15 protein-coding genes and 1 pseudogene are annotated in these 19,545 nt (G+C 59.8%); 11 read left to right on the top strand and 5 right to left on the bottom strand.

All coding sequences use genetic code 11. From position 1 onward, the window contains the following. Positions 1-286: 286 nt before the first annotated feature. Genes BN1117_RS09125 through BN1117_RS09135 form a run of 3 tightly spaced genes read left to right on the top strand, consistent with a single transcriptional unit; the run spans position 287 to position 4,012 of the window. Positions 287-1,630 carry a TackOD1 domain-containing metal-binding protein gene (locus BN1117_RS09125; protein WP_040096722.1) on the top strand — a complete coding sequence of 448 codons (1,344 nt, stop codon included), beginning with the start codon at positions 287-289 and terminating at the stop codon, positions 1,628-1,630. After that, a complete protein-coding gene (locus tag BN1117_RS09130; RefSeq protein WP_040096723.1) occupies positions 1,623-2,963 on the top strand; it encodes a glycosyltransferase in 1,341 nt (446 codons plus the stop codon). Before BN1117_RS09125 ends, BN1117_RS09130 begins: the two co-directional genes overlap by 8 nt. Beyond that, positions 2,963-4,012 carry an HlyD family secretion protein gene (locus BN1117_RS09135; RefSeq protein ID WP_040096725.1) on the top strand — a complete coding sequence of 350 codons (1,050 nt, stop codon included), beginning with the start codon at positions 2,963-2,965 and terminating at the stop codon, positions 4,010-4,012. Before BN1117_RS09130 ends, BN1117_RS09135 begins: the two co-directional genes overlap by 1 nt. Positions 4,013-4,112: 100 nt before the next feature. On the opposite strand, the gene BN1117_RS09140 is transcribed toward BN1117_RS09135, so the two are convergent. Then, positions 4,113-4,346, bottom strand: a complete 234-nt coding sequence (locus BN1117_RS09140; RefSeq protein WP_040096727.1) for a hypothetical protein — start codon at positions 4,344-4,346, stop codon at positions 4,113-4,115. 305 nt (positions 4,347-4,651) lie between these two features. Here BN1117_RS09140 and BN1117_RS09145 point away from each other — a divergent pair. Next, a pseudogene (locus BN1117_RS09145) lies at positions 4,652-5,956 on the top strand (ferredoxin reductase family protein). Positions 5,957-5,971: 15 nt separating this feature from the next. Here BN1117_RS09145 and BN1117_RS09150 read toward each other — a convergent pair. Beyond that, on the bottom strand, positions 5,972-9,151 hold the full coding sequence (locus BN1117_RS09150) for a S41 family peptidase (protein ID WP_425283261.1): 3,180 nt from the start codon (positions 9,149-9,151) through the stop codon (positions 5,972-5,974). A gap of 281 nt (positions 9,152-9,432) precedes the next feature. Between BN1117_RS09150 and BN1117_RS09155 the strand changes: the two genes are divergently transcribed. The 5 genes from BN1117_RS09155 (at position 9,433) to BN1117_RS09175 (ending at position 14,832) form a co-directional block, all read left to right on the top strand. Then, a complete protein-coding gene (locus BN1117_RS09155) occupies positions 9,433-9,909 on the top strand; it encodes a L,D-transpeptidase family protein (RefSeq protein ID WP_040096728.1) in 477 nt (158 codons plus the stop codon). 163 nt (positions 9,910-10,072) lie between these two features. Further along, positions 10,073-11,599: a YjjI family glycine radical enzyme gene (locus BN1117_RS09160; protein ID WP_040096730.1), complete on the top strand. Its 1,527-nt coding sequence runs from the start codon at positions 10,073-10,075 to the stop codon at positions 11,597-11,599. Positions 11,600-11,609: 10 nt separating this feature from the next. Beyond that, on the top strand, positions 11,610-12,497 hold the full coding sequence (locus BN1117_RS09165) for a YjjW family glycine radical enzyme activase (protein ID WP_040096841.1): 888 nt from the start codon (positions 11,610-11,612) through the stop codon (positions 12,495-12,497). Positions 12,498-12,634: 137 nt separating this feature from the next. Next, a complete protein-coding gene (locus BN1117_RS09170) occupies positions 12,635-12,958 on the top strand; it encodes a DUF1820 family protein (protein ID WP_040096732.1) in 324 nt (107 codons plus the stop codon). 212 nt (positions 12,959-13,170) lie between these two features. Continuing rightward, a complete protein-coding gene (locus BN1117_RS09175; protein ID WP_040096734.1) occupies positions 13,171-14,832 on the top strand; it encodes a cation:proton antiporter in 1,662 nt (553 codons plus the stop codon). Positions 14,833-14,834: 2 nt separating this feature from the next. On the opposite strand, the gene BN1117_RS09180 is transcribed toward BN1117_RS09175, so the two are convergent. From BN1117_RS09180 to BN1117_RS09190, 3 genes are all read right to left on the bottom strand, one after another. Next, positions 14,835-15,755, bottom strand: a complete 921-nt coding sequence (locus BN1117_RS09180; protein ID WP_040096736.1) for a LysR family transcriptional regulator — start codon at positions 15,753-15,755, stop codon at positions 14,835-14,837. A 60-nt stretch (positions 15,756-15,815) separates the two neighbouring features. Next, positions 15,816-17,012, bottom strand: coding sequence for an amino acid aminotransferase (locus BN1117_RS09185; protein ID WP_040096738.1), 1,197 nt, complete (start codon positions 17,010-17,012; stop codon positions 15,816-15,818). 162 nt (positions 17,013-17,174) lie between these two features. Beyond that, positions 17,175-17,450, bottom strand: coding sequence for a metal/formaldehyde-sensitive transcriptional repressor (locus BN1117_RS09190; RefSeq protein ID WP_040096740.1), 276 nt, complete (start codon positions 17,448-17,450; stop codon positions 17,175-17,177). A 71-nt stretch (positions 17,451-17,521) separates the two neighbouring features. Here BN1117_RS09190 and dmeF point away from each other — a divergent pair, with 71 nt between their 5' ends. Together dmeF and BN1117_RS09200 are read left to right on the top strand one after the other, a co-directional pair. Beyond that, complete coding sequence (gene dmeF, locus BN1117_RS09195) at positions 17,522-18,475, top strand: CDF family Co(II)/Ni(II) efflux transporter DmeF (protein WP_040096742.1); 954 nt, start codon at positions 17,522-17,524, stop codon at positions 18,473-18,475. Between the two features lie 440 nt (positions 18,476-18,915). Beyond that, positions 18,916-19,500, top strand: a complete 585-nt coding sequence (locus BN1117_RS09200; RefSeq protein WP_040096842.1) for a tetratricopeptide repeat protein — start codon at positions 18,916-18,918, stop codon at positions 19,498-19,500. Positions 19,501-19,545: the final 45 nt, after the last annotated feature.

Genomic DNA, 19,545 nt, shown 5'->3' on the forward strand with positions numbered 1-19,545 from the left:
CGCCCACCTTGCCACCCCCGATGTGAGTCGGGTCCGGAAAGCTTCAGATCTCTTCCCTCAGAGATGGCTGAGCCGCACATGAAAATGGCGTCAGCTCTCAACTCTTTCTGCGCGTTCGCCTGCTTCATGCTATCCGTCGATAACGTTGACACTGCGGTTGTGCTGTCCGTGCAGGGCAATGTGCATCTCGCGACATTGCCTGAGTCTGCCGATGCATGGCAACAGGCGGGTCCGTTTTATTGGCTTGGTATCTATTTGTCAGTAAATGGAAAGAGGTTATTTCCCCATGATGAGCACGAGTGAACGCCCCGGTCAGATTGCGCTGCTGGGAGGCTCGGTGGATCGTGTTGCCTTGCCACTTCTCGATCTGTCCCGCTGGGATCCATTGCAGCAGCCGGTATTACTGCTCAACCTGCCTGCAGATGAGCAGGATAGGGTATTGCAGGCTGTGCGGCGTGACCCGATACGTTATTTGCAGCCGGTATTTTGTGTTGTGAAGAGCCCGCTCTCTCCCATGTTGGCCGACGGTCTCCTGACACAGCTGGATGAACGGGCCTGTGACATGCTTGAACGGTTGGCGTTGTTGACCCCTCGAGAGCATCCGGATGACATGGAAAAGCTGGCTTGGTACAGCTGGCCTCGCTCCCATTTTCGCTTGTTGCCACGTTGGCAGGCTGGTTGCCGTCAGGGGTACAGCTATCCCCTGCTGGATTGCCTGGTGGGCAGCGAAGCAGGGGATGCCCTCCCGCAGCTGGTTGCAGAGCGTTTATTGCAGAGTGAGCAGCTGGTGGACCGGGTACGTCTTTGTCACAGTTGCAACTCGGCACATCTCAATTTTGTCGATGTGTGTCCCGAATGCGCTCATATCGCCATCCAGGCCAAACCAGCTGTGCACTGCTTCACCTGCGGGCACGTGGATGATCAGGATGCATTCATGCGACAGGGTGTGCTGCGTTGTCCCAAGTGCGTCACGACTCTGCGTCACATCGGTGTCGACTATGACAGGCCCCTTGAGAAGTTCCGCTGTTTGTCATGCCATGCCCGTTTTATGGAGGCTGCCGTCCAGGCGCGTTGCCATGAATGTGGCCAAGCGCACAAACCAGATGATTTGATTGTTGCGCCCATCTATGAATATCGCATCGGCAAGCTGGCCCGCCACATCGCACGGGAAGGGACTCAACAACTGCATCTGCCGTTGACCTGGGGTACCCCTATGGCTATGGAGCACTTCCCTTGGTTGCTGCAATGGAACAACAGCTTGCTGCAACGTCATGGTGGCTGCCATACCTTGCTGGCTATTCGGATTGAGCATCTGGCGGAGTTGCGGGCCGAGTTGGGCATGCTGAAGACTCAGCAGCGACTGGCTGCTCTGCTCAGCCGTTTGCAAGCTCTATTCCGCGATACCGATGTCGTTTGCCAGTATGCCGATGACCGGCTGTTGTTGTTGCTGCCGCATACGGATGCCGACGACTGGCGCATTCTGCAGGAGCGCATTCAGGCATTAAATCTCATTGAGGGGTTGGATGCCTTGACGCTGAATGTGAAGGTAGAGCCGCTCCCCACAACGCTGGGTGAAGATACCGGCCTCTGGTTGAGCAGCTGGCTGGACGGGAGCCTTCAGGATGCCTGAGTGGATGAGCACGGTTCGGTACATCCTGACCGAGATCTTGGGCAGCCTGCAGTTTTCGCCCAGGATGATCCTGCTGCTGCTGCCCATGTTGCTGCTGATGGAGGTGCCCCTGATGGCGCTGACGTTGACCGGGATCCTGAAATGGTATGCTCGCCAGGTTCCCAAGGCATCTGAACTACCGCGCTCTCGGCGCTGTCCCAAAGTGTCTTGCATCATCACCTGTTATGGGGAAGGGGAGGCGATCCGCTCCACCATATTGACGCTCAAGGAACAGCTTTATCGCGGTCAAATGGAAATTATAGCTGTGATCGATGGCGCCAAGGCCAACGCGCATACTTATCAGGCGGCCCTGAGCTGCGTGGCTGAGTTTCAGGGTTGTGAGAGGCGTACCTTGGTACTGTTGCCCAAGTGGCAGCGTGGCGGGCGGGTATCGACACTCAATGCCGGCTTGTCGGCGGCCACCGGTGAGATAGTCATGAATGCCGACGGGGACACGTCCTTCGACAACAACATGATCGACGAGATTGTCGCCTGCTTCGATGACCCGAACGTGCCCGCCGTGGGTGGGGCGTTGCGGGTGCGCAACTTGCGCGATGGTTTGCTGACCCGCATGCAGGGAATTGAGTACATGATCTCCATGCAGGGGGGGAAGACGGGCCTGAGTGAATGGAATCTTATCAACAATATTTCCGGGGCATTCGGGGCATTTCGCCGCGATTTTCTGCGCCAGATTGGCGGCTGGGATACCCACACAGCGGAAGATCTGGATCTGACGGTCCGTATTAAGCATTACCTCAAACGCCATCCGGCTTTAAAGATAGGGTTCGCCCCTCGGGCCATCGGCCACACCGATGCGCCCGCAGACGTGATCACGCTTGCCAAGCAGCGTTTACGCTGGGATGGAGATCTGCTGTTTCTCTATCTGCGCAAGCACAAGCTCTCCCTGACGCCCCGTATTCTGGGCTGGAAGACCTTTTTGTTTACCTTGATCTACGGGGTGGCGCAAAACGTGGTGCTGCCCCTGCTGGTGATGGGGTATAGCTGGTGGTTGGTGCTTAGCTATCCGGAGCAGTTTGTCGCTGCGTTGATGATCTGTCTCTATCTGGTTTACCTGTTTCTTACACTGGTTAATTTCGCCGTGTTTTTGCTGGCTATATCTGAACGCCCAGGGGCTGATCTACGCCTGCTGCCATGGTTGTGTCTTTACCCGGTGTACACCTTGCTGATGCGCTTGTGGTGCGCCATCGCACTGTTGAATGAGATGTTCCGGCGCGGTCATGAAGAGAGCAGCATGGCCCCCTGGTGGGTATTAAAACGAGGAAATAAATTCTGATGAAAGTCACATTCAATCCCCCCAAGAAGCAGGATGCCACGTCGGATGAAGGGATCCGGGTATTGTATGCCCCCGCCAAGCGTGTCGCCTTCAAGGCTCGCTGGTATCTCATCCTGTTACTGGCATTCAGTCCCGTTATTATTCTTCTGTGGTATCTGGGGCGCGAGTGGTGGCTGACCCAGGCGCCTGCCATCATTACCACCGAGCCGCAACTGGTTGTTGCCAATGGTGATGGCTTTATTCGCAACATCTATATGTCTCCCGGTCAAGCCGTCTCGCAAGGAGATGCCCTGATGCGATTCGAGTCGCCGACGCTCCAAGCAAATATCGTGGAGCGCAAGGCGCGTCTGAAAGCGATCGAACTGGATAAGAACGCTGCCGAGCAGGCGATATTGAGCAATCTGGATGAGCAGATTCGTATCGCAGAGCGGGGGACAAATGAGCAAGAGGGGATCTATCAGGAGTACGCGGGGTATAGGAAGGAGAAACTGGTTTCCAGCGCCGAGTATGCCAGTGCCCTGTTGAGCTGGACCCAGTCTCGAATCGATTTGCAGAAGGCCTGGTCTGAAAAAATGCAGCAAGAGTTGCAGATCAAAGAAGATCAGCTGACGGGGCCACTTGCTAGTGCGCGTTACCAGCTGGAGCAGGAGCTAACCGAGATGCAAGCTATCACTAGGCAGCAGCAGCCCCTTTCCCCAGTTACTGGCAAGGTCTCCGATGTGTTGGTGCAGGAGGGGGACTGGGTCTTCTCGGGAGCCCCCCTCGCGTTGATCGCTAAGCGGGAAGACCCGTTGGTCATTGCCTACGTATTGCCAAAATACCTCTCCTCGATGGAGCCGGGTCATAAGGCTATCGTCAAGTTGCCCAGTGGTGAGCGTTTGGCTGCTAGGGTCGCCAGACCTGTGGAGCTTGCAGACAAGCTGCCAGCCCAGCTTGCAGCACCGTTTGAAGGTCAAAAAGCAACCCTCAAGGTTGCACTCTCGCTGGATGAAAAATTACCCCCTAACCTGCAGGTGGAGGGGTTGCCGGTGACCGTGCTGTTTGACTGAATTAATGGCGTTGTAATCATGAATTGCAACGCCTTGTTTTTGGTTTTGGCCATAGCGGCGACAGGTGTACTGAAACCCACAATGGCCACCCTCCCTTTCTTCATTCATCAATGACTTTATTTCCGCAATTTTCACAGATGGTGTGGCGTTCAAAGCGATCCATGTTTGCCAGAAAGGGGCCGGCGGCCCAGCCGGTAATGAAGTCTTTGATAAATGCTGTGCGTTTTTGCTCTGGCTTCAGCTCTTTTCCATAGGATTTGTCGACCAGCACCACGACATGGTTGGTTTCGAGTTGGCAGTTGGGGCAGACGCGTTGTTCGGTGGATGAAAGCAAGGGAGCTCCTTGTCTGTAAGTGTGAGCAGCAGGTTTTCCGCTGCAGATATGCAATATCCCCATTTGATTCCCTTTGCTGGCCGGCCGTCAATCACAGCAGAGAGGATTTTGCGTTATCTCCCATGAAGAGAGGGACTGTCAGCAAGGGTGACCAGTGGGGCCTGCGGGCCCCTCTGTTGTTTCCGTTTGTCACACATTGCCACACAAGCTTCCCCCTCTGGCAAAGTCTTGTGACCGGACGGGGATGTAATGACGTCATGAGCAGGGAGATGAGGTCCTGCCGCGATGGAACCTGGGGGTATGTTATGACGGGCAAACGGATGTGGTGGCTGTTGCCGCTGCTGGCAGTCGGAGTCTGGTGGCTCGGTTATGCCGGGGATGCCAACGGTCTGTGGCCCTGGCGCCATGAGATGTTGCTGCTGACGGGCCTGCTGGGGATGACCTATATGGCCATTTCGCTGTTGCTGGCGTTACGCCTGCCGCAGCTGGAGGTGTGGTGTGGCGGTCTGGATCGGATGTTGCGATTGCACCGCCAGACGGCCATCGGGGGCGCATTGGCTCTGACCGCTCACTGGCTGCTGGTGGAGGCCCCCAAGTGGGCGGTCTCGGCGGGTTGGCTGAGTCGTCCTGCGCGGCGTGGAGCCAGCGGTGTCGATGTTGGGGCGGGAGCTGGTGCAGGTAATGGCATCTCGCTCCATGCCCTTGGCAATACCCTGGGTGAGTGGAGTTTCTATCTGCTGATTGCGCTGGTGGTGGTGAGCTTGCTGGCGCTGGTGAGTTATGGCCGTTTTCGGCTGATCCACCGGCTGGCGCCGATCATCTATCTGGCGGGGTGGGGACACGGGCTCTGCCTGCTGCCTCAGGTAGGGGTCATGACCCCTGTTGGGGTATCGATCTGGTTGATCGGTGGGCTGGGGGGGCTCGGGGCCCTCTACTCCCTGCTGGGACGAGTGGGGGCGCGGGATCGCCATCCGGGCCGGGTCATTGCGGTGCGGGCGCTGGCGGATCACACCTGCGAGCTGACCATGCAACTGGAGCAGCCGCTCGCCCATTACTGCCCGGGTCAGTTTGCCTTTTTCGAATTTGACGCCAAGGAGGGGCCACACCCCTTTACCCTGGTACGGGTGTCAGCGGATCGGCGCCAGCTGGTGATCGCGGTACGGGCGCTCGGGGATCATACCCGTCAGCTGGTGGCAGAGGCGCGCGTCGGGGATGAGGTGGTGGTGACCGGCCCCTATGGCGCCTTTGTTGCCCCGCAAGGGGGAGGTAGAGCCCTCTGACTGGGGGCCGGGATAGGTATCACGCCGTTCGTTGCCTGGCTGGAGGGATTGGCTGCCCGTGGGGGGCGGGTCGAGGGGATCACCCTGATCCAGTGCGCGCCGGATCTGGCGGGCGCCGTTTACCACCAGCGGTTGGCCGAGCTCTGTCATCGCACCGGCGTGCGCTACCAGCTGCATCTGGACAAGGAGGCCGGGAGGCTGGATCTGGCCCGCATCGCGCAGGATGCGCCCGCGCAGGTGTGGTTTTGCGGGCCGGAGGGGATGGCAGATGCCCTGACCCGGCGGTTGCCGGACGGGCATCTGCATCGCGAGCTGTTTCGCTTTCGTTGAGCTCGATGGGCGCCGTTATTTGGCGCTGGCTGGCAACTGCTTGAGGGCAGCTTGTACCGCTGCTTCCAGTTGCGGGTCGCGTCCGGCCACCATGTCGGCGGGGGTGAGCGGCACCAGCAGGTCCGGGATTAACTCGCGGTTTTCGTAGAAGCTGCCGTCCGGGTTGCGTAACCCCAGGGTCGGTATGCCGTAAGCAAGGCCAGGTATCAGACGTGACTCATGGGCATAGACCATGGTGCCGGTGCCAGGCACCGGATCGCCGACGATGGGGCCGACCTTGAGGGCGCGGTAGTACTCGGGGAAGGCGGAGCCCTCCGAGTAGCTGGCGGCGTTCACCAGCACCACCGAGGGCTTGGTCCACTGGCGCGTGGCGGCATCGGTTTCACCCTTGCCCTGACGGGGCCAGCTGCTGGCCATCCCCTTGGTGCTGCCGCTGCCGGTCAGAAACCCCACCAGGGTGTTGGCCAGATAGCCCCCTTTGTTGAAGCGTACATCGACGATCAGCGCTTCGCAGTCGCGCAGCCGGCCAAGTGCCTGCGCGACCAGATCCTCATAGGCTGCACTGCTCATCTCTGGCAGGTATACGTAGCCAACCCGGCCCTGGCTCAGGGTTGCTACCTGCTCCCGGCGCTTGCTGACCCAGCTGTCGAGTAGCAACCGGTACTCCTGTTGCAGGTCGATAGCGGTCACTTCCAGCTCGCTCGGGGTGTCACTGTGTAGTGGCAACATGGTGAGCGCCAGTCGGTTGCCGGCTTGTCGATTGAGGGCTTGATCCAACTCGGCCAGAGTGGTGATTGCCTGTCCGTTGATGGCAAGCAGGCGGGCGCCCGGGGCGATATCGCTCTCCTGATCCAGCGGCCCGCCAGAGAGCAGGGCGGTGAGCATTACCCCCTGCTCGCCATCCTGCCAGTAGCCGCCCAGGCTGGCGCTCTGGTCCGCCATGCGCGGGAAGGGGGCGGGGCCGCTACCCCAGGTGTGGGAGACATTGAGCTCGCCTGCCAGCTCTGCCAGCAGGTTGCCAAGGTCCCGCGGGTTGCCGATGCCCGGCAACTGGCGGCGGTAAGCAGTGACATAACTGTCCCAGTCCACCCCGTTCATATCATCCAGATAGAACTCATCCCGGGTTAGCCGGGCGATCTGATCGAAGGCGGCGGTCATGCGTTCCTGCCAGCGTATCTGGCTCTGCAGGGCAAAGGGGGCGTGGTGGCTTTCGCCAGAGTCGAGAGCAATGCGGGTGATCTCCCCCTCCCGTACCAGTGTGGCCAGGGTGCCCTGCTGGTTGAGGCTTGCCAGTGCCGGACCTGGCTGTCCGGCAAACAGCATCCGGGTGTCCCCCTTGCGCAGGTCGCGGGCATAGCCCTTGATCTCGCTTTGATCGCTATCACCAGCCTCTTCGACCAGATAGAAGAGCTGGCCGTTAACGAGACGACTGGTCAGTAGGGTGCCTGCGGGTAGTAGTTGCAGCGCCTCGCGATGGGCCAGCCGTTCGCTCTCGAAGCTATAACCGGCTTTTGGCGCCTGCCGCTCTGCCAGAAAGTCAGCCTTGGCGGCGCGGCTGCTGTAAAGGCCGAGCAGGTTGTTGCCAAGCGGCTCGCCATCGGCCCCGAGCACGCCATATCGGGTCGATTGCCAATAGAGGATGGCACCATCATGACTCCAGTTGGGGGCACTATCCTGATAGCCGTTGAGGCTGACATTGACTGGTTGCGCGCCCGGGGTGGCGGTATCGATGACGGCGATCTCCTGCTGGGCCGAGTCGGGACGGAAGGTGAGCGCCAGATGGCGGGAGTCGGGGGCAAAGGCGAGATGCACCTCGTGGCGGGAGGGGTTGAAGCTGGCAGGTACCAGCTCGCGCTGCTGGTTGCTGGTCAGATCCAGCAGCTGGATGGCCTGGCCATCTACCACGAAGGCGAGCTGCTTGCCGTCGGGGGAGAGTTGCGGACGGCTGATCCCCTTGCCGGGCAGGGCCAGCAGCAAGCTTTCGATCAGGGGACCTGGCGCGCTGAATAGCCGAGCGGGATCCTGTTTGCGCAGTTGATAGAGCGCGGCGTGCCCCTGCTGCTCCGAGAGATAAATCAGCGAGTCCTCCCGCTCTGCGTAGAGCGGACTCGACTGTTCGCTTGGCGAGTGGGTGAGCTGGCGTACCCGCTCTCGCTCGGGGTCGACGGCAAACAGGTTGCCCTCGCTCACCAGGATCAGCTCATCCGCCTCCTCGCTGACCAGCGCTTCGTCCACCAGGGTCAAAGTCTCGCTCGTCTCATCCGGCGCGCTCGCCACCTGTGGGGTGAAGGTCAGCTTGCGTGGCGTGTGACTGCCGGCATCGAGGCGATAGAGTTCACCCAGCCATGACCAGCTCAGGTCTCCGGCTCGGGAGGCGCTGAGCCCCCGTACCGGATGGCCCTGATAGTGGGTCAGCTGTTGCTCCTTGCCGCTGGCAAGATCCCGGCGCCAGACGTTGAAATCACCGCTGCGCTCGCTCAGGTAAAAGAGGGTATCCCCCTTATCGCTCCAGACCGGATCGGTGGCCGCCACCCGATCTTCGGTCAGCTGCTGGTGCTGCTTGCCATCAAACAACCAGAGGCGGGGTACCGCGAAGGAGCTCTGATGCTTGCGAAAGGGCTGATCCGCCGCAGGCATCTGATAGACCAGTCGCTCCCCGTGGGGACGGGCGAGGGTTGCTGGCAGCGGCAGAGCGGCCTGCAAGGTGCCGCCGGTGACCGGGGCCCAGTAGAGCTCACTCCATTGGTAACCTTCTGCAATAAAATGGTCGGCATTTGGGTTGCTCGGGCGCTGGCTGCTCAGCAGCAGTTGTTTGCCGTCAGCGCTGAAGGCTTGCGGCAGATCGGTGCGCGAATCGCGGGTGAGGCGCACCATCTCGCCGCCGCTGGCGGGTACCACGAACACATCCTCGTTGCCGTAGAGATTGGCGGCAAAGGCGAGCTGTTTGCCATCCGGCGACCATATTGGCCGCTGGCTCAGGTAGTCGCTGCCAGTGAGTGCCGTAGCTGGGCCGCCCTCGGCACTGGCCACAAAGATGCGTCCCTGCCAGGTGAAGGCAAGCTGTTTGCCATCAGGGGAGAGGGCGGGCTCGCGTAGCCAGCGTGCATCGGCAGCGACGCTGGTGGGCAGCCAGAGCAGTGAGCTGGCCAGCAGCAGGCTGGCCAATGGTGAATTAGGCATAGGGGGCAGGGGCATGATCGCATCCAGATTCGGGGTTAATGGCTCAATCTTTACCGATCCGCAACGTGATGGCCAGTAACAAAGATAAAGCTATGATTCTGTTTTTATTATCAATTAACTGACAGGTAGGAACTTGTTCATGGGCCATTCACCGCGCACGATCAAGATATGTTTCAGCGGGTCTATTGAGTATTGGTAGCGATCCAATATGATGACGCGCGCTCACCAACGGGCGAGCCTATTCAGATGATGTGACAACCATAAAAAGCCCCACCAGAGGCTGAGCGAGGGATGGAATGAGAGCCGTATTGCTGTGTTTGTTGGGGCTGTGGCCCGCGCTGAGCTTTGCTACCGAAAAGGCCGATTTGGTGGTAGTCAAGAAGTCGAGCTATAGCCTGACCCTGATGAAGGATGGCAAGGAGTTGAAGCGCTACTGGGTGGCGTTGGGTCCGGCGCCCAAAGGACACAAGCAGCGGGAGGGGGATCAGCGTACCCCGGAGGGGCGCTACACCCTGGACTACAAGAAGAGCAACTCCGGCTTCTATAAGGCTATCCATATCAACTACCCCAACCTGGATGACATCAAGCGAGCCAACGAGCTGGGGGTTAGCCCGGGTGGCATGATCATGATCCATGGCCAGCGTAATGACATGGGCAATCGCAGGGTGCAGCCCTCCAACTGGACCAATGGCTGCATCGCGGTGCTCAACCACGAGATGGACGAGATCTGGAATGCCATCGATCCGGGCACCCCGATCGTGATCGAACCCTGATCCTGGCAGCGGGGAGCTTGTCGGCAGACAGGCCCCCGTTCTGTTTGGGATGTGATCCTCTTGCACGGATATCTTTTTTAGACATTCGCATTGTTGTGAATGTCACTTCAAAAAAGACCTGCAAACGATAAGGATATGGGCTCTGTCCGTGAAGGAGTCTCCCATGTCTTTGACTGAAACCTGCCAGCGCATCGTGCGCGATCCCCATCTATCTGCTGCTCAAAAGAGCCATGCGCTGGCGTTGGCCGCCGAGAATGCGTTGCCCTACCCCGAGCTGCCTGCGGCAGTGGCCGAGGCAATGGCACAGGGATTTGTCTGCGACATGTTCGAAGGGCACGCCCCTTACAAGCCGCGTTATGTGCTGCCGGACTATGAAAAATTCCTGAGTCAGGGGTCTGCCTGGCTGGAGCTGGCACCACCACAGGATTTCGACGAGGCGCTCAATGCGCTGCGTATCCTCTATCACCATGTCCCCTCTGTCACTGGCATGCCGGTCTGGCTGGGTCGGCTCGACCATCTGCTGCTGCCTTTTGTCGGCGAACTGGATGACGAGACCCTCTATCGCAAGCTGAAGGGGTTCTGGGTCTATCTGGACAGGGTGCTGCCGGATGCTTTCATGCACGTCAACATCGGGCCTGATGACAACCGTATCTGCCGCCTGATCCTGCGCATCGACAACGAGCTCAAGCAGGTGGCGCCGAACCTCACCTTCTTCCACGATCCGGAGCAGACCCCGGATGATCTGTTGCTGCTGGCAGTGAAGAATATCGCCGAGTGCAGCAAGCCGCACATCGCCAACTACCCGATCCACCGCGACACCTTCGACCAGCGCGGCTTTGGCATCGTCAGCTGCTACAACGCCCTGCCACAGGCCGGTGGCGCCAATACCCTGGTGCGCCTCTCCCTCAAGCGGATCGCCAAGCAGGCACAAGGGATCGACGATTTCCTCGGCTGCCTGCTGCCCCATTACTGCCGTCTGGCCTCCCAGCTGATCGAAGCGCGGGCCGCTTTCTTGCATCAGGAGTCTGGCTTCTTCAACAGCTTCCTGGTGAAAGAGGGGCTGCTGGATGAGGATCGCTTCGTCCCCATGTTTGGCATCTACGGCATGGCGGAAGCGGTCAATATCCTGATGGATAAAGAGAATCTGCCGGGGCGCTACGGCCATGGCGAGGAGGCGAACCAGCTTGGCTATCGTATCTCGGCCCAACTCTCGGAATATGTCACCGCGACGCCGCAAACCCATGCCTGGGGTGGCCGCTCGCTGCTGCACTCACAGGGTGGATTGAGTGTCGATGTGGCGGTAACCCCGGGGGTGCGCATTCCCTACGGGCAGGAACCGGATCCGGCCAGCCATCTGCTGGCGCTGGCGCCGCACCACGGCTATTACCACTCGGGGATCAGCGAGATCCTGACCCTGGATCCCACCATCCGCCAGAACCCGCAGGCGCTGTTGCAGCTCTGCAAGGGGGCGCTCGCTATCGGTATGCGCGAGTTCACCGCCAACGTGGCCGACAGCGATCTGGTGCGGGTGACCGGCTACATGATCCGCAAGAGCGACGTGGCCCGCTTCGCAGAAGAAGGCTCGCGCTTGCAGACCACCTCTCTCGGGGCCGAGGCGAGTGAAGTGACCGCCATCCGTCAGCGGGCGCCACGGGTGGTCGCCCATGAAGCGACCATCGGCGCGTATTGAGTTCACCCTGATGGCTGATGTTTTGCCAACACGCAGCGCCCTGGTGAGCAGGGTGCTGCCGTTCTCCTGTGTCGATGGGCCGGGCAACCGGCTGGTGCTGTTTCTGCAGGGCTGCAACTTTCGCTGCCCCGGCTGCCACAACCCGCACACCATAGGGCTGTGCGACGATTGCGGTGACTGCCTTGCGGTCTGCCCGAGCAGCGCCCTCACCCTCAATGAGGGCAAGGTACAGTGGCAGGCGACGCGCTGCACCGATTGCGACGCTTGTCTGGATGTCTGCCCGCGTAGCGCTAATCCCAAGACCTCTACCATGACGGTGGCCGAGGTGCTGACTCTGCTGCGCCGCTACGGTCCGCTGCTGAGCGGGATCACCGTCTCCGGCGGCGAGGCGACCACCCAGCTTCCCTTTGTGGTTGCCCTGTTTACCGCCATCAAGGCCGCGCCGGATCTGGCCCATCTCACTTGCCTGCTCGACAGTAACGGTTCGCTGGCCGAAAGCGGTTGGCAGCGGCTGTTGCCGGTGCTCGATGGTGCCATGCTCGATCTCAAGGGGTGGCGCGACTCGGTACATCACACGCTGACCGGCTATGGCCGCGAGCGGATACTGGCCTCTCTTGAGCTGCTGGCACGCCACGGCAAGCTGACCGAACTGCGGCTGCTCCATGTGCCGGACAAGAGCGATTTTCTGGATGTGAGTGGTGAGCTGGACGCGGATCTCGCCGCCTTCTTGCTGCGGCTGGGGCCGGTGCCGATCCGCATCAACGGCTTTCGCCACCACGGGGTGCGAGGGGAGGCGGCGCAATGGCCACAGGCCCGCCAAACCGAGTTGGAACAGCTGGCTAGCTGCTTGCGTGCAGCGGAATTGGGGCCGGTATCACTGCCTGCCTTGATGGGTTGAGTGGCTGCGTCATCCGGTGACCGTCATGGCGTGAGGTGCGGCATGGAAAGGCCGCAACTGTGATTTCTGTCTATTGGAGGGGGCGAGAACGGCGGCTAGAATATGGCCATCTTCTTACCCCTCAATGACAGATAATCATGAGTGAAAGCAAGGCGTTATATCGAGTTCAGTTTATTTGCCACAGCGAGCGCTACGAAGTCTATGTGCGTGAAGTCAATCAGGGCCAGCTGTTCGGTTTTATCGAGATTGCCGACTTTGTCTGGGACAACCACACGGCATTTATCGTCGATCCCGGTCACGAGAAGCTCAAGAGCGAATTTGCCGATGTGCGCCAGACCCTTATCCCTATGCATCAGGTGTTGCGCATCGATAAGGTGAAAAAGCAGGGGGCAGCCCGCATCACCGAGCTTGGCAGCAATATCGCCTCCTTCCCCGGCCCCATCTATTCCAAACGCCCCTGATAAGTTGTCATGAGAGGTGACTGCCCCTCTATTAGCCTCTCATTCCATGGTGCTCTTGTCCTCAGGCAAGGTGGACGGTGATAGTCATGACTTGATTAGTGCAGTCTGACCGCCCCCTTTGATATGCTTGATAGAATCCTTGTTGCTTGCCACTGCTTGCAATAAGGCGCCATGGATGGCCAAGCGGTTTTTTCTAAGGATGGGGGCCGATTATGCACCAGATTTTTGCCGATTTTGCTCTTTTGCTACTGCTCTCTGCTCTGGCTGGCGGGGTCGCGATCTGGTTACGCCAGCCGGTCCTGATTGCCTACATAGTGGTGGGAATTGTGGTCGGCCCTGCTCTGCTTGGTCTGGTCTCCACTCATGGGTCTGCAGCACATGATCAGATTGATCTGCTTGCCCAGATTGGGGTCGCCGTATTGCTGTTTCTGGTGGGGCTCAAGCTGGACCTGCAACACGTTCGTCATCTCGGCCCGGTGGCGTTGGCGACCGGGCTAGGTCAGCTCGCATTCACCATAGTGGTCGGGTTCGGGCTGATCCTGCTGCTGGGCAAGCCACCACTGGAAGCACTCTATGTGGCGGTGGCACTCACCTTCTCCAGTACCATCATCATCGTCAAGCTGCTGTCGGATAAGCGGGAGCTGGATTCGTTGCATGGCCGTATCGCTGTCGGCTTTTTGATTGTGCAGGATCTGGCCGTGGTACTTGCCATGATGGCTATGAGTACCATGCGGGCAGAGAGCAATAGCCTGGAGCAGGTGCTCATATCTCTGCTGTTCAGATTGGTGGTGGCTGCCCTGACCATCGTTATATTGATGCGCTATTTGCTCCCCTATCTGGTGCGACGTATGGCGCGCTCGCAGGAGTTGTTGCTGATTTTTGCCATTGCCTGGGGGACTGGGCTGGCGGCGCTTGGGGAGTGGGCCGGCTTTTCCAAAGAGGCGGGGGCCTTTCTGGCCGGGTTCACGCTGGCGTCCAACCCCTATCGGGATGCCATTAATGCGCGGTTGACCGGGATCCGTGATTTTTTGCTGCTCTTCTTCTTTATCGATCTTGGTGCCAAGCTTGATTTCTCAACCCTGGGGGAGGAGCTGTTGCCAGCCCTCCTGCTATCTCTCTTCGTGCTGATAGGTAATCCGCTGATCGTGATGATCATCATGGGGTATATGGGGTATCGCAAGCGCACCGGCTTCATGGCCGGATTGACGGTGGCCCAGATCAGCGAATTTTCCATCATCTTCGTTGCCATGGGCATCTCGCTTGGCCATGTAGGTAGCGGGGCGCTCGGTTTGACGACGCTGGTGGGGCTCATCACCATCGCCCTTTCTACCTATATGATCCTCAATGCCCAGTGGCTATTTGAACGCCTCTCGCCGCTGTTGGGTTGGGTGGAACGCGCTCACCCCTATCGGGAGCAAGGGAAGCAGCATCATGAGATGCCGAATCCGGCCGCAGATGTGCTGGTAGTGGGGCTAGGGCGTTATGGTGAGCACCTGCTCAAGGGATTGCAGCAAAAAGGCATCAGTGTGATGGGGGTCGATTTCGATCCCGAGCAGGTGGATCGGCTGCGCAATGAGGGATTGTCAGTTCGTTATGGCGATGCGTGTGATGCCGATTATCTCGATACCTTGTCACTGCCTGCGATTGGCAGCGTGGTCTGTACGTTACCGGATTTGCACTCCACCCTGAACTTGTTGCACTCCCTGCGTGAGCACCATTATCAGGGCGATGTCACCCTGGTTGTGCGTCATGAGCAGGATGGTTGCCTGCTTGAGTTGATGGGGGGCGCTCACGTGATCTATCCCCACCGGGATGCGGTCCAGTTTGCTATTGGCGATTTGACTCGTCGTCTGGGCCGTGACCCCGGCCAGTAACGTCAGGATCTTGCCAGCGTCAGCAGCAGTTCCCGTAAGCCGCGATGGGCCGGATCCTCCCCGGCCGGGCCATGCCACACCAGGCTGTGACAGATGGTGCCGTATGCGAATGGAACAGGACGCGTGACCAGCGGATAGTGGGCGGCCATCTGGGTCGCCCAGCCACCAAGCGCAGTCATGATCAGGTCACTCTCTGTCAGCAGGGCTGCACCCGAGCCAAAGTCCGGCACTATGGCCCCCAGTCGTCGTTGCACTTGCTGTTGGGCCAGCGTCTGTTCGAAGAAAGGGCTGGCCAGCTCATGGTCCCGGATGGCGATATGACGCCAGCTCAGGTAGGCATCGAGATCCCAGGGTTTGGTCAGTGCCGGATGATCGTTACGCAGCAGGCAGACCAGCTCATCGTCACACAGTTTTTCCCATACCAGCCCACTCAAGCTGCGTATCGGTTGGCTTTGGTCATGGGGCAAGATCACCAGGTCGAGCTTGCCTTGAGTAAGGGCAGCCAACCCCTGCTCATCTTTATTCCAGATTTCAGGGATCAGCCCTGGCACAGCTGCCATCAGCTTGTCGAGCAAGGGACCCACGGGCCAGGTCATGCTGCTTTCCCGTAGTCCTAACCGCAATCGCCCCTGCCACTGGCCTGGCTCGAACTGCTGTTGATTGGTCAGGCCATTCAACTCTCCCAGTAGCCGATGCAGAGTCGGGGCCAGTCGCTCGGCCATGGGGGTGAGCAGCAGCTGGTTGCCCTGACGGTAGAGCAGTTGATCCCCCAGCAGATCCCTCAGCTGGTTGAGGGTCTTGCTGACGGTTGAAGGGGTGGTGCAGAGCCGCTCGGCGGTGCGAGTGACACTCTGGTTGTCGAGCAGCAGGTGTAGGGTGACCAGATGGCGACCGCCCAACCTCGAGAGTGCGATCAGATCCATAAAGACTCCACAAGCGAATGAAACAGACAGAAAGCCCCGCCAAGGCGGGGCTGGTGCGGATTAACCCTTGAGCACCGCGGCCATGGCGTCGGCCACATAGTCGACGTTGCGACTGTTGAGACCCGCCACGCACATGCGACCGGAGCGCACCAGATAGACGGCGAACTCCTCGCGCAGTCTCTCCACCTGCTCCGGCGTGAAGCCGGTATAGCTGAACATGCCGCGTTGGTTGATGAAGTAGCTGAAATCACGGCCCGGCACCTTGGCACTCAGCACCTCGAACAGCTTCTGGCGCATCGCCTTGATACGGGTGCGCATCTCGGTCACCTCGTCGACCCACATGGCGTGCAGCTCGGGCTGGCTCATCACAGCCGCGGTGATCTGGCCACCGTGGGTGGGGGGGCTGGAGTAGTTGCGGCGCACGGTGGCCTTCATCTGGCCCAGTACCCGACTTGCCTCTTCGGCATCCTGGCAGATGACCGACAGGCCACCGCAGCGTTCGCCGTAGAAGGAGAGGTTCTTGGAAAATGAGTTACTGACGAAGAAGCTGACGCCGGCGGCCACCATGGCGCGAATGGCGTAGACATCCTCTTCCAGCCCGTCACCGAAGCCCTGATAGGCGATATCCATAAAGGGGATAAGGTTCTTCTCGACCACCAGGGCGATCACCTGATCCCACTGGGCGCGGGAGAGATCCACCCCGGTCGGGTTGTGGCAGCAGGGGTGCAGCAGCACGATGCTTTGCGCTGGCAGGGTGCTCAGGCTGTCGAGCATGGCGTCGAACAGCACGCCGCCGGTGGCCGCATCGTAGTAGGGGTAGTCATGGACCTTGATGCCGGCTCCCTCGAACATCGCCTTGTGGTTATCCCAGGTCGGGTTGCTGACCCACACCTCGGAGGTAGGGAAGTAGCGCTTGAGTAGATCGGCGCCGATCTTCAGGGCGCCCGAGCCGCCGATGGTCTGGATGGTGGCGATACGTCCCGCCTTGACCGCTTCATGGTCGGCACCAAACAGCAGGTGCTGCACCGCAGTGCGGTAGTTGGCGGCACCCTCCATCGGCTGGTAGGGGCGCGGCGCCGGGGCGGCGGCGCGCTGGGCTTCGGCCTGCTGCACCGACGGCAACAGCGGAATGCGGCCCTGCTCATCGTAATAGAGGCCAATCCCCAGATTCACCTTCTGCTCGCGGGTGTCTTTGTGGAAGGTCTCGACCAGGGTCAGGATGGGGTCGCCAGCGTAGGCATCGACGTGTTCAAACATGGGGGGTCCTTGCGAAATGGAATCCAGGGTATGGCGATCAATGATCGGCGGTCATCATGGCGTAAAGCGGGCGAGGGCTCAAGTCTGAAAGAGGCGGGGAGCAGTGGCTCTATACCGCCCGGTCGTGAATGGCATGTTGCGGGGCAATCCAGTGCCCCGGCCTTATTTCAGATAGGATCGCAAAACCCGCACCACCTGATCCAGATCCTCCAATCGTTCGGCCGGGGTCGCCTCTTCGGCACCGAGATGCTCGCGCATATGGCCCTCCAGCACCTCCAGCATCAGGCCGTTGACGGCGCCACGGATGGCGGCGATCTGCTGCAAGATGGCGGCGCAGTCGCTCTCCTGCTCCAGTGCACTCTCCAGCGCGCCAGCCTGTCCCTTGATGCGGCGCACCCGCGCCAGCAGCTTCTTTTTGTCGTGAATGGTGTGGGACATTGCGGATCCTTTCGATCAATAAAACTATACTGGGGTATAGTATATTGCATCGCCGCTCTCAGGAGAAATCCATGTCATCCCTCGTTCAATCTCACTGCCATCAACCCGTCATTCACGAAGGCAATCCGCTGGCCGAACAGAAGACCCGCTGGGCCGTATTGCTGACCGTCATCATGATGGTGGCGGAGATCGGCGGTGGCTGGTTCTACAACTCGATGGCGCTGCTGGCCGACGGTTGGCATATGAGCTCTCACGCGCTGGCGCTCGGTCTCTCGGTGTTGGCCTACCGCGCCGCTCGCCATTTCGCCCGTGACCACAGATTCAGCTTCGGCACCTGGAAGATCGAGGTGCTGGGTGGCTTTACCAGTGCCCTGTTGCTGGTGGGGGTGGCCGGCATGATGCTGTTCGAGTCAGTGTTCCGGCTGCTCGATCCCAGCCCGATCCACTATCAGCAGGCGATTGCCATCGCGCTGGTGGGGCTGCTGGTGAACCTGGCCTGCGCCTGGCTGCTCAAGGATGATCACGGCCACCACCACCATGGCCATAGCCATAGCCACGGGGATCATCACGACCACGATCATCATCATGACGATCACCACGGCCATCAGGACCTCAACCTGCGCGCCGCCTATATTCATGTGCTGGCGGATGCCGCCACCTCGGTGCTGGCGATCCTGGCGCTGACGGGAGGTATGTTGTGGGGGGCCGACTGGCTCGATCCCCTGATGGGTATAGTGGGTGCCGGGCTGGTGGCGGTGTGGGCCTGGGGGCTACTGCGTGACTCAGGTCGAGTGCTGCTGGATGCCGAGATGGATACCCCGCTGGTGGCGGAGATCCGCGAGGTCATCACCGAGCTGCCGGGCACCGATATCCGCGATCTGCACGTCTGGCGGGTAGGGCAGCAGCAATATGCCTGCGTGCTCTCTTTGTTGATGGTCAATCCGCTACCGGCGCAGCAGATCCGTGAGCGGCTGGCAATTCATGAAGAGCTGGTGCATGTCACCATCGAGATCGCCAGTAAATAGGATGAATTGTGGAGGTCGTGGGTTGTCTCTTGGATACAACCTGGGACGCTCAAAAGAATGTGGCTGTTCAGTGCTTAAGAGAAAGAGGGCTTCGACACCCTTTTGTATTGATGAGATCCGATCGGCAGGCTAAGGGGATGGGGATTGGTGCCGATAACAGAGTGCAGCAGGAGATCCTTATGATGAAACCCCTTACCCTTCTCGTTCTTGTCGGTGCATTCACCGTGCCCCTCTATGGCGTTGAGGCGGAATCAGCTGCCGTATCGAGCGATGCACCTGCAGCAAGTGCATCGGCACCGGCCGCAAGCAGTGCTGCGGTGGCAACGGCGCCTGTCTCGGCTGCTACGCCCGCGCCTTCTGAGGCTGCCCCCGTCTTGCTCCCGGCCGAGAGCAGTAGCGAGGGGGCTGCGCCGCTGCCAAAACCTGCGGAACCTGCTGCTGTGGTTGCGCCTCCAGTTCCTCTGGCCTCTGGCGAGTTGCAGGCGGTGCCGCTCTATCGTCAGGATGAGCTGCTCAACTGGATTGAGCAGGGGCGCCATCTCACTCAGGTGAAGCAGGATCGCTGCCAGTTGACTCAGGATATTGAAGCGCGCGCCTCGGTGATGAAGGTTCCGGCCTATCAGTTCCTTTGGGGGGATATGCTGGCGTGGGGGGTATGCACCAAACCCAATGCCGAACTCGGGGTGCATTATATGTGGGAGGCGGCCAACCACGGGCTGGCGCCGGCGCTGGAGCAACTGGGCCGCTACTACTGGAAGGGGATTTTGGTGCAGAAGGACTTGGTGCGCGCCGAGACCCTGATGCGCGAGGCAGCCAGCATCGGTTTTTTGCGGGCCCGTATCGAATGGGTCGAGATGTTGCTGGAAGGGATGGGCAGTCCACTCGATTATGAGGATGCCTATCGCTGGCTCCATGGCTCGGTGATCGGTGACAAGAGCCAGCACCAGAAGGCGGCGAGTCTGCTAAAGCAGCTTGGCAACCGGATGCCCGCTAACGTGGTGGCCCGCGCCAAGGCGATGAACTAAAACAAAAAATGACCCACAGACTTGCATCTGTGGGTCCGAAACCCG

Origin of the sequence: Aeromonas australiensis, assembly GCF_000819725.1 — a bacterium.
In the GTDB taxonomy this organism is placed as follows: Bacteria; Pseudomonadota; Gammaproteobacteria; order Enterobacterales; family Aeromonadaceae; genus Aeromonas; species Aeromonas australiensis.

Bases quoted from the DNA above. Each gene is read 5' to 3' on its own strand.
- BN1117_RS09150 (WP_425283261.1), bottom strand. From the start codon at position 9,151: ATGCCCCTGCCCCCTATGCCTAATTCACCATTGGCCAGCCTGCTGCTG.
- BN1117_RS09190 (WP_040096740.1), bottom strand. From the start codon at position 17,450: ATGTCCCACACCATTCACGACAAAAAGAAGCTGCTGGCGCGGGTGCGC.
- BN1117_RS09130 (WP_040096723.1), top strand. From the start codon at position 1,623: ATGCCTGAGTGGATGAGCACGGTTCGGTACATCCTGACCGAGATCTTG.
- BN1117_RS09125 (WP_040096722.1), top strand. From the start codon at position 287: ATGATGAGCACGAGTGAACGCCCCGGTCAGATTGCGCTGCTGGGAGGC.
- BN1117_RS09170 (WP_040096732.1), top strand. From the start codon at position 12,635: ATGAGTGAAAGCAAGGCGTTATATCGAGTTCAGTTTATTTGCCACAGC.
- BN1117_RS09185 (WP_040096738.1), bottom strand. From the start codon at position 17,012: ATGTTTGAACACGTCGATGCCTACGCTGGCGACCCCATCCTGACCCTG.
- BN1117_RS09180 (WP_040096736.1), bottom strand. From the start codon at position 15,755: ATGGATCTGATCGCACTCTCGAGGTTGGGCGGTCGCCATCTGGTCACC.
- BN1117_RS09175 (WP_040096734.1), top strand. From the start codon at position 13,171: ATGCACCAGATTTTTGCCGATTTTGCTCTTTTGCTACTGCTCTCTGCT.
- BN1117_RS09135 (WP_040096725.1), top strand. From the start codon at position 2,963: ATGAAAGTCACATTCAATCCCCCCAAGAAGCAGGATGCCACGTCGGAT.
- BN1117_RS09165 (WP_040096841.1), top strand. From the start codon at position 11,610: ATGGCTGATGTTTTGCCAACACGCAGCGCCCTGGTGAGCAGGGTGCTG.
- BN1117_RS09160 (WP_040096730.1), top strand. From the start codon at position 10,073: ATGTCTTTGACTGAAACCTGCCAGCGCATCGTGCGCGATCCCCATCTA.
- BN1117_RS09155 (WP_040096728.1), top strand. From the start codon at position 9,433: ATGAGAGCCGTATTGCTGTGTTTGTTGGGGCTGTGGCCCGCGCTGAGC.
- dmeF (WP_040096742.1), top strand. From the start codon at position 17,522: ATGTCATCCCTCGTTCAATCTCACTGCCATCAACCCGTCATTCACGAA.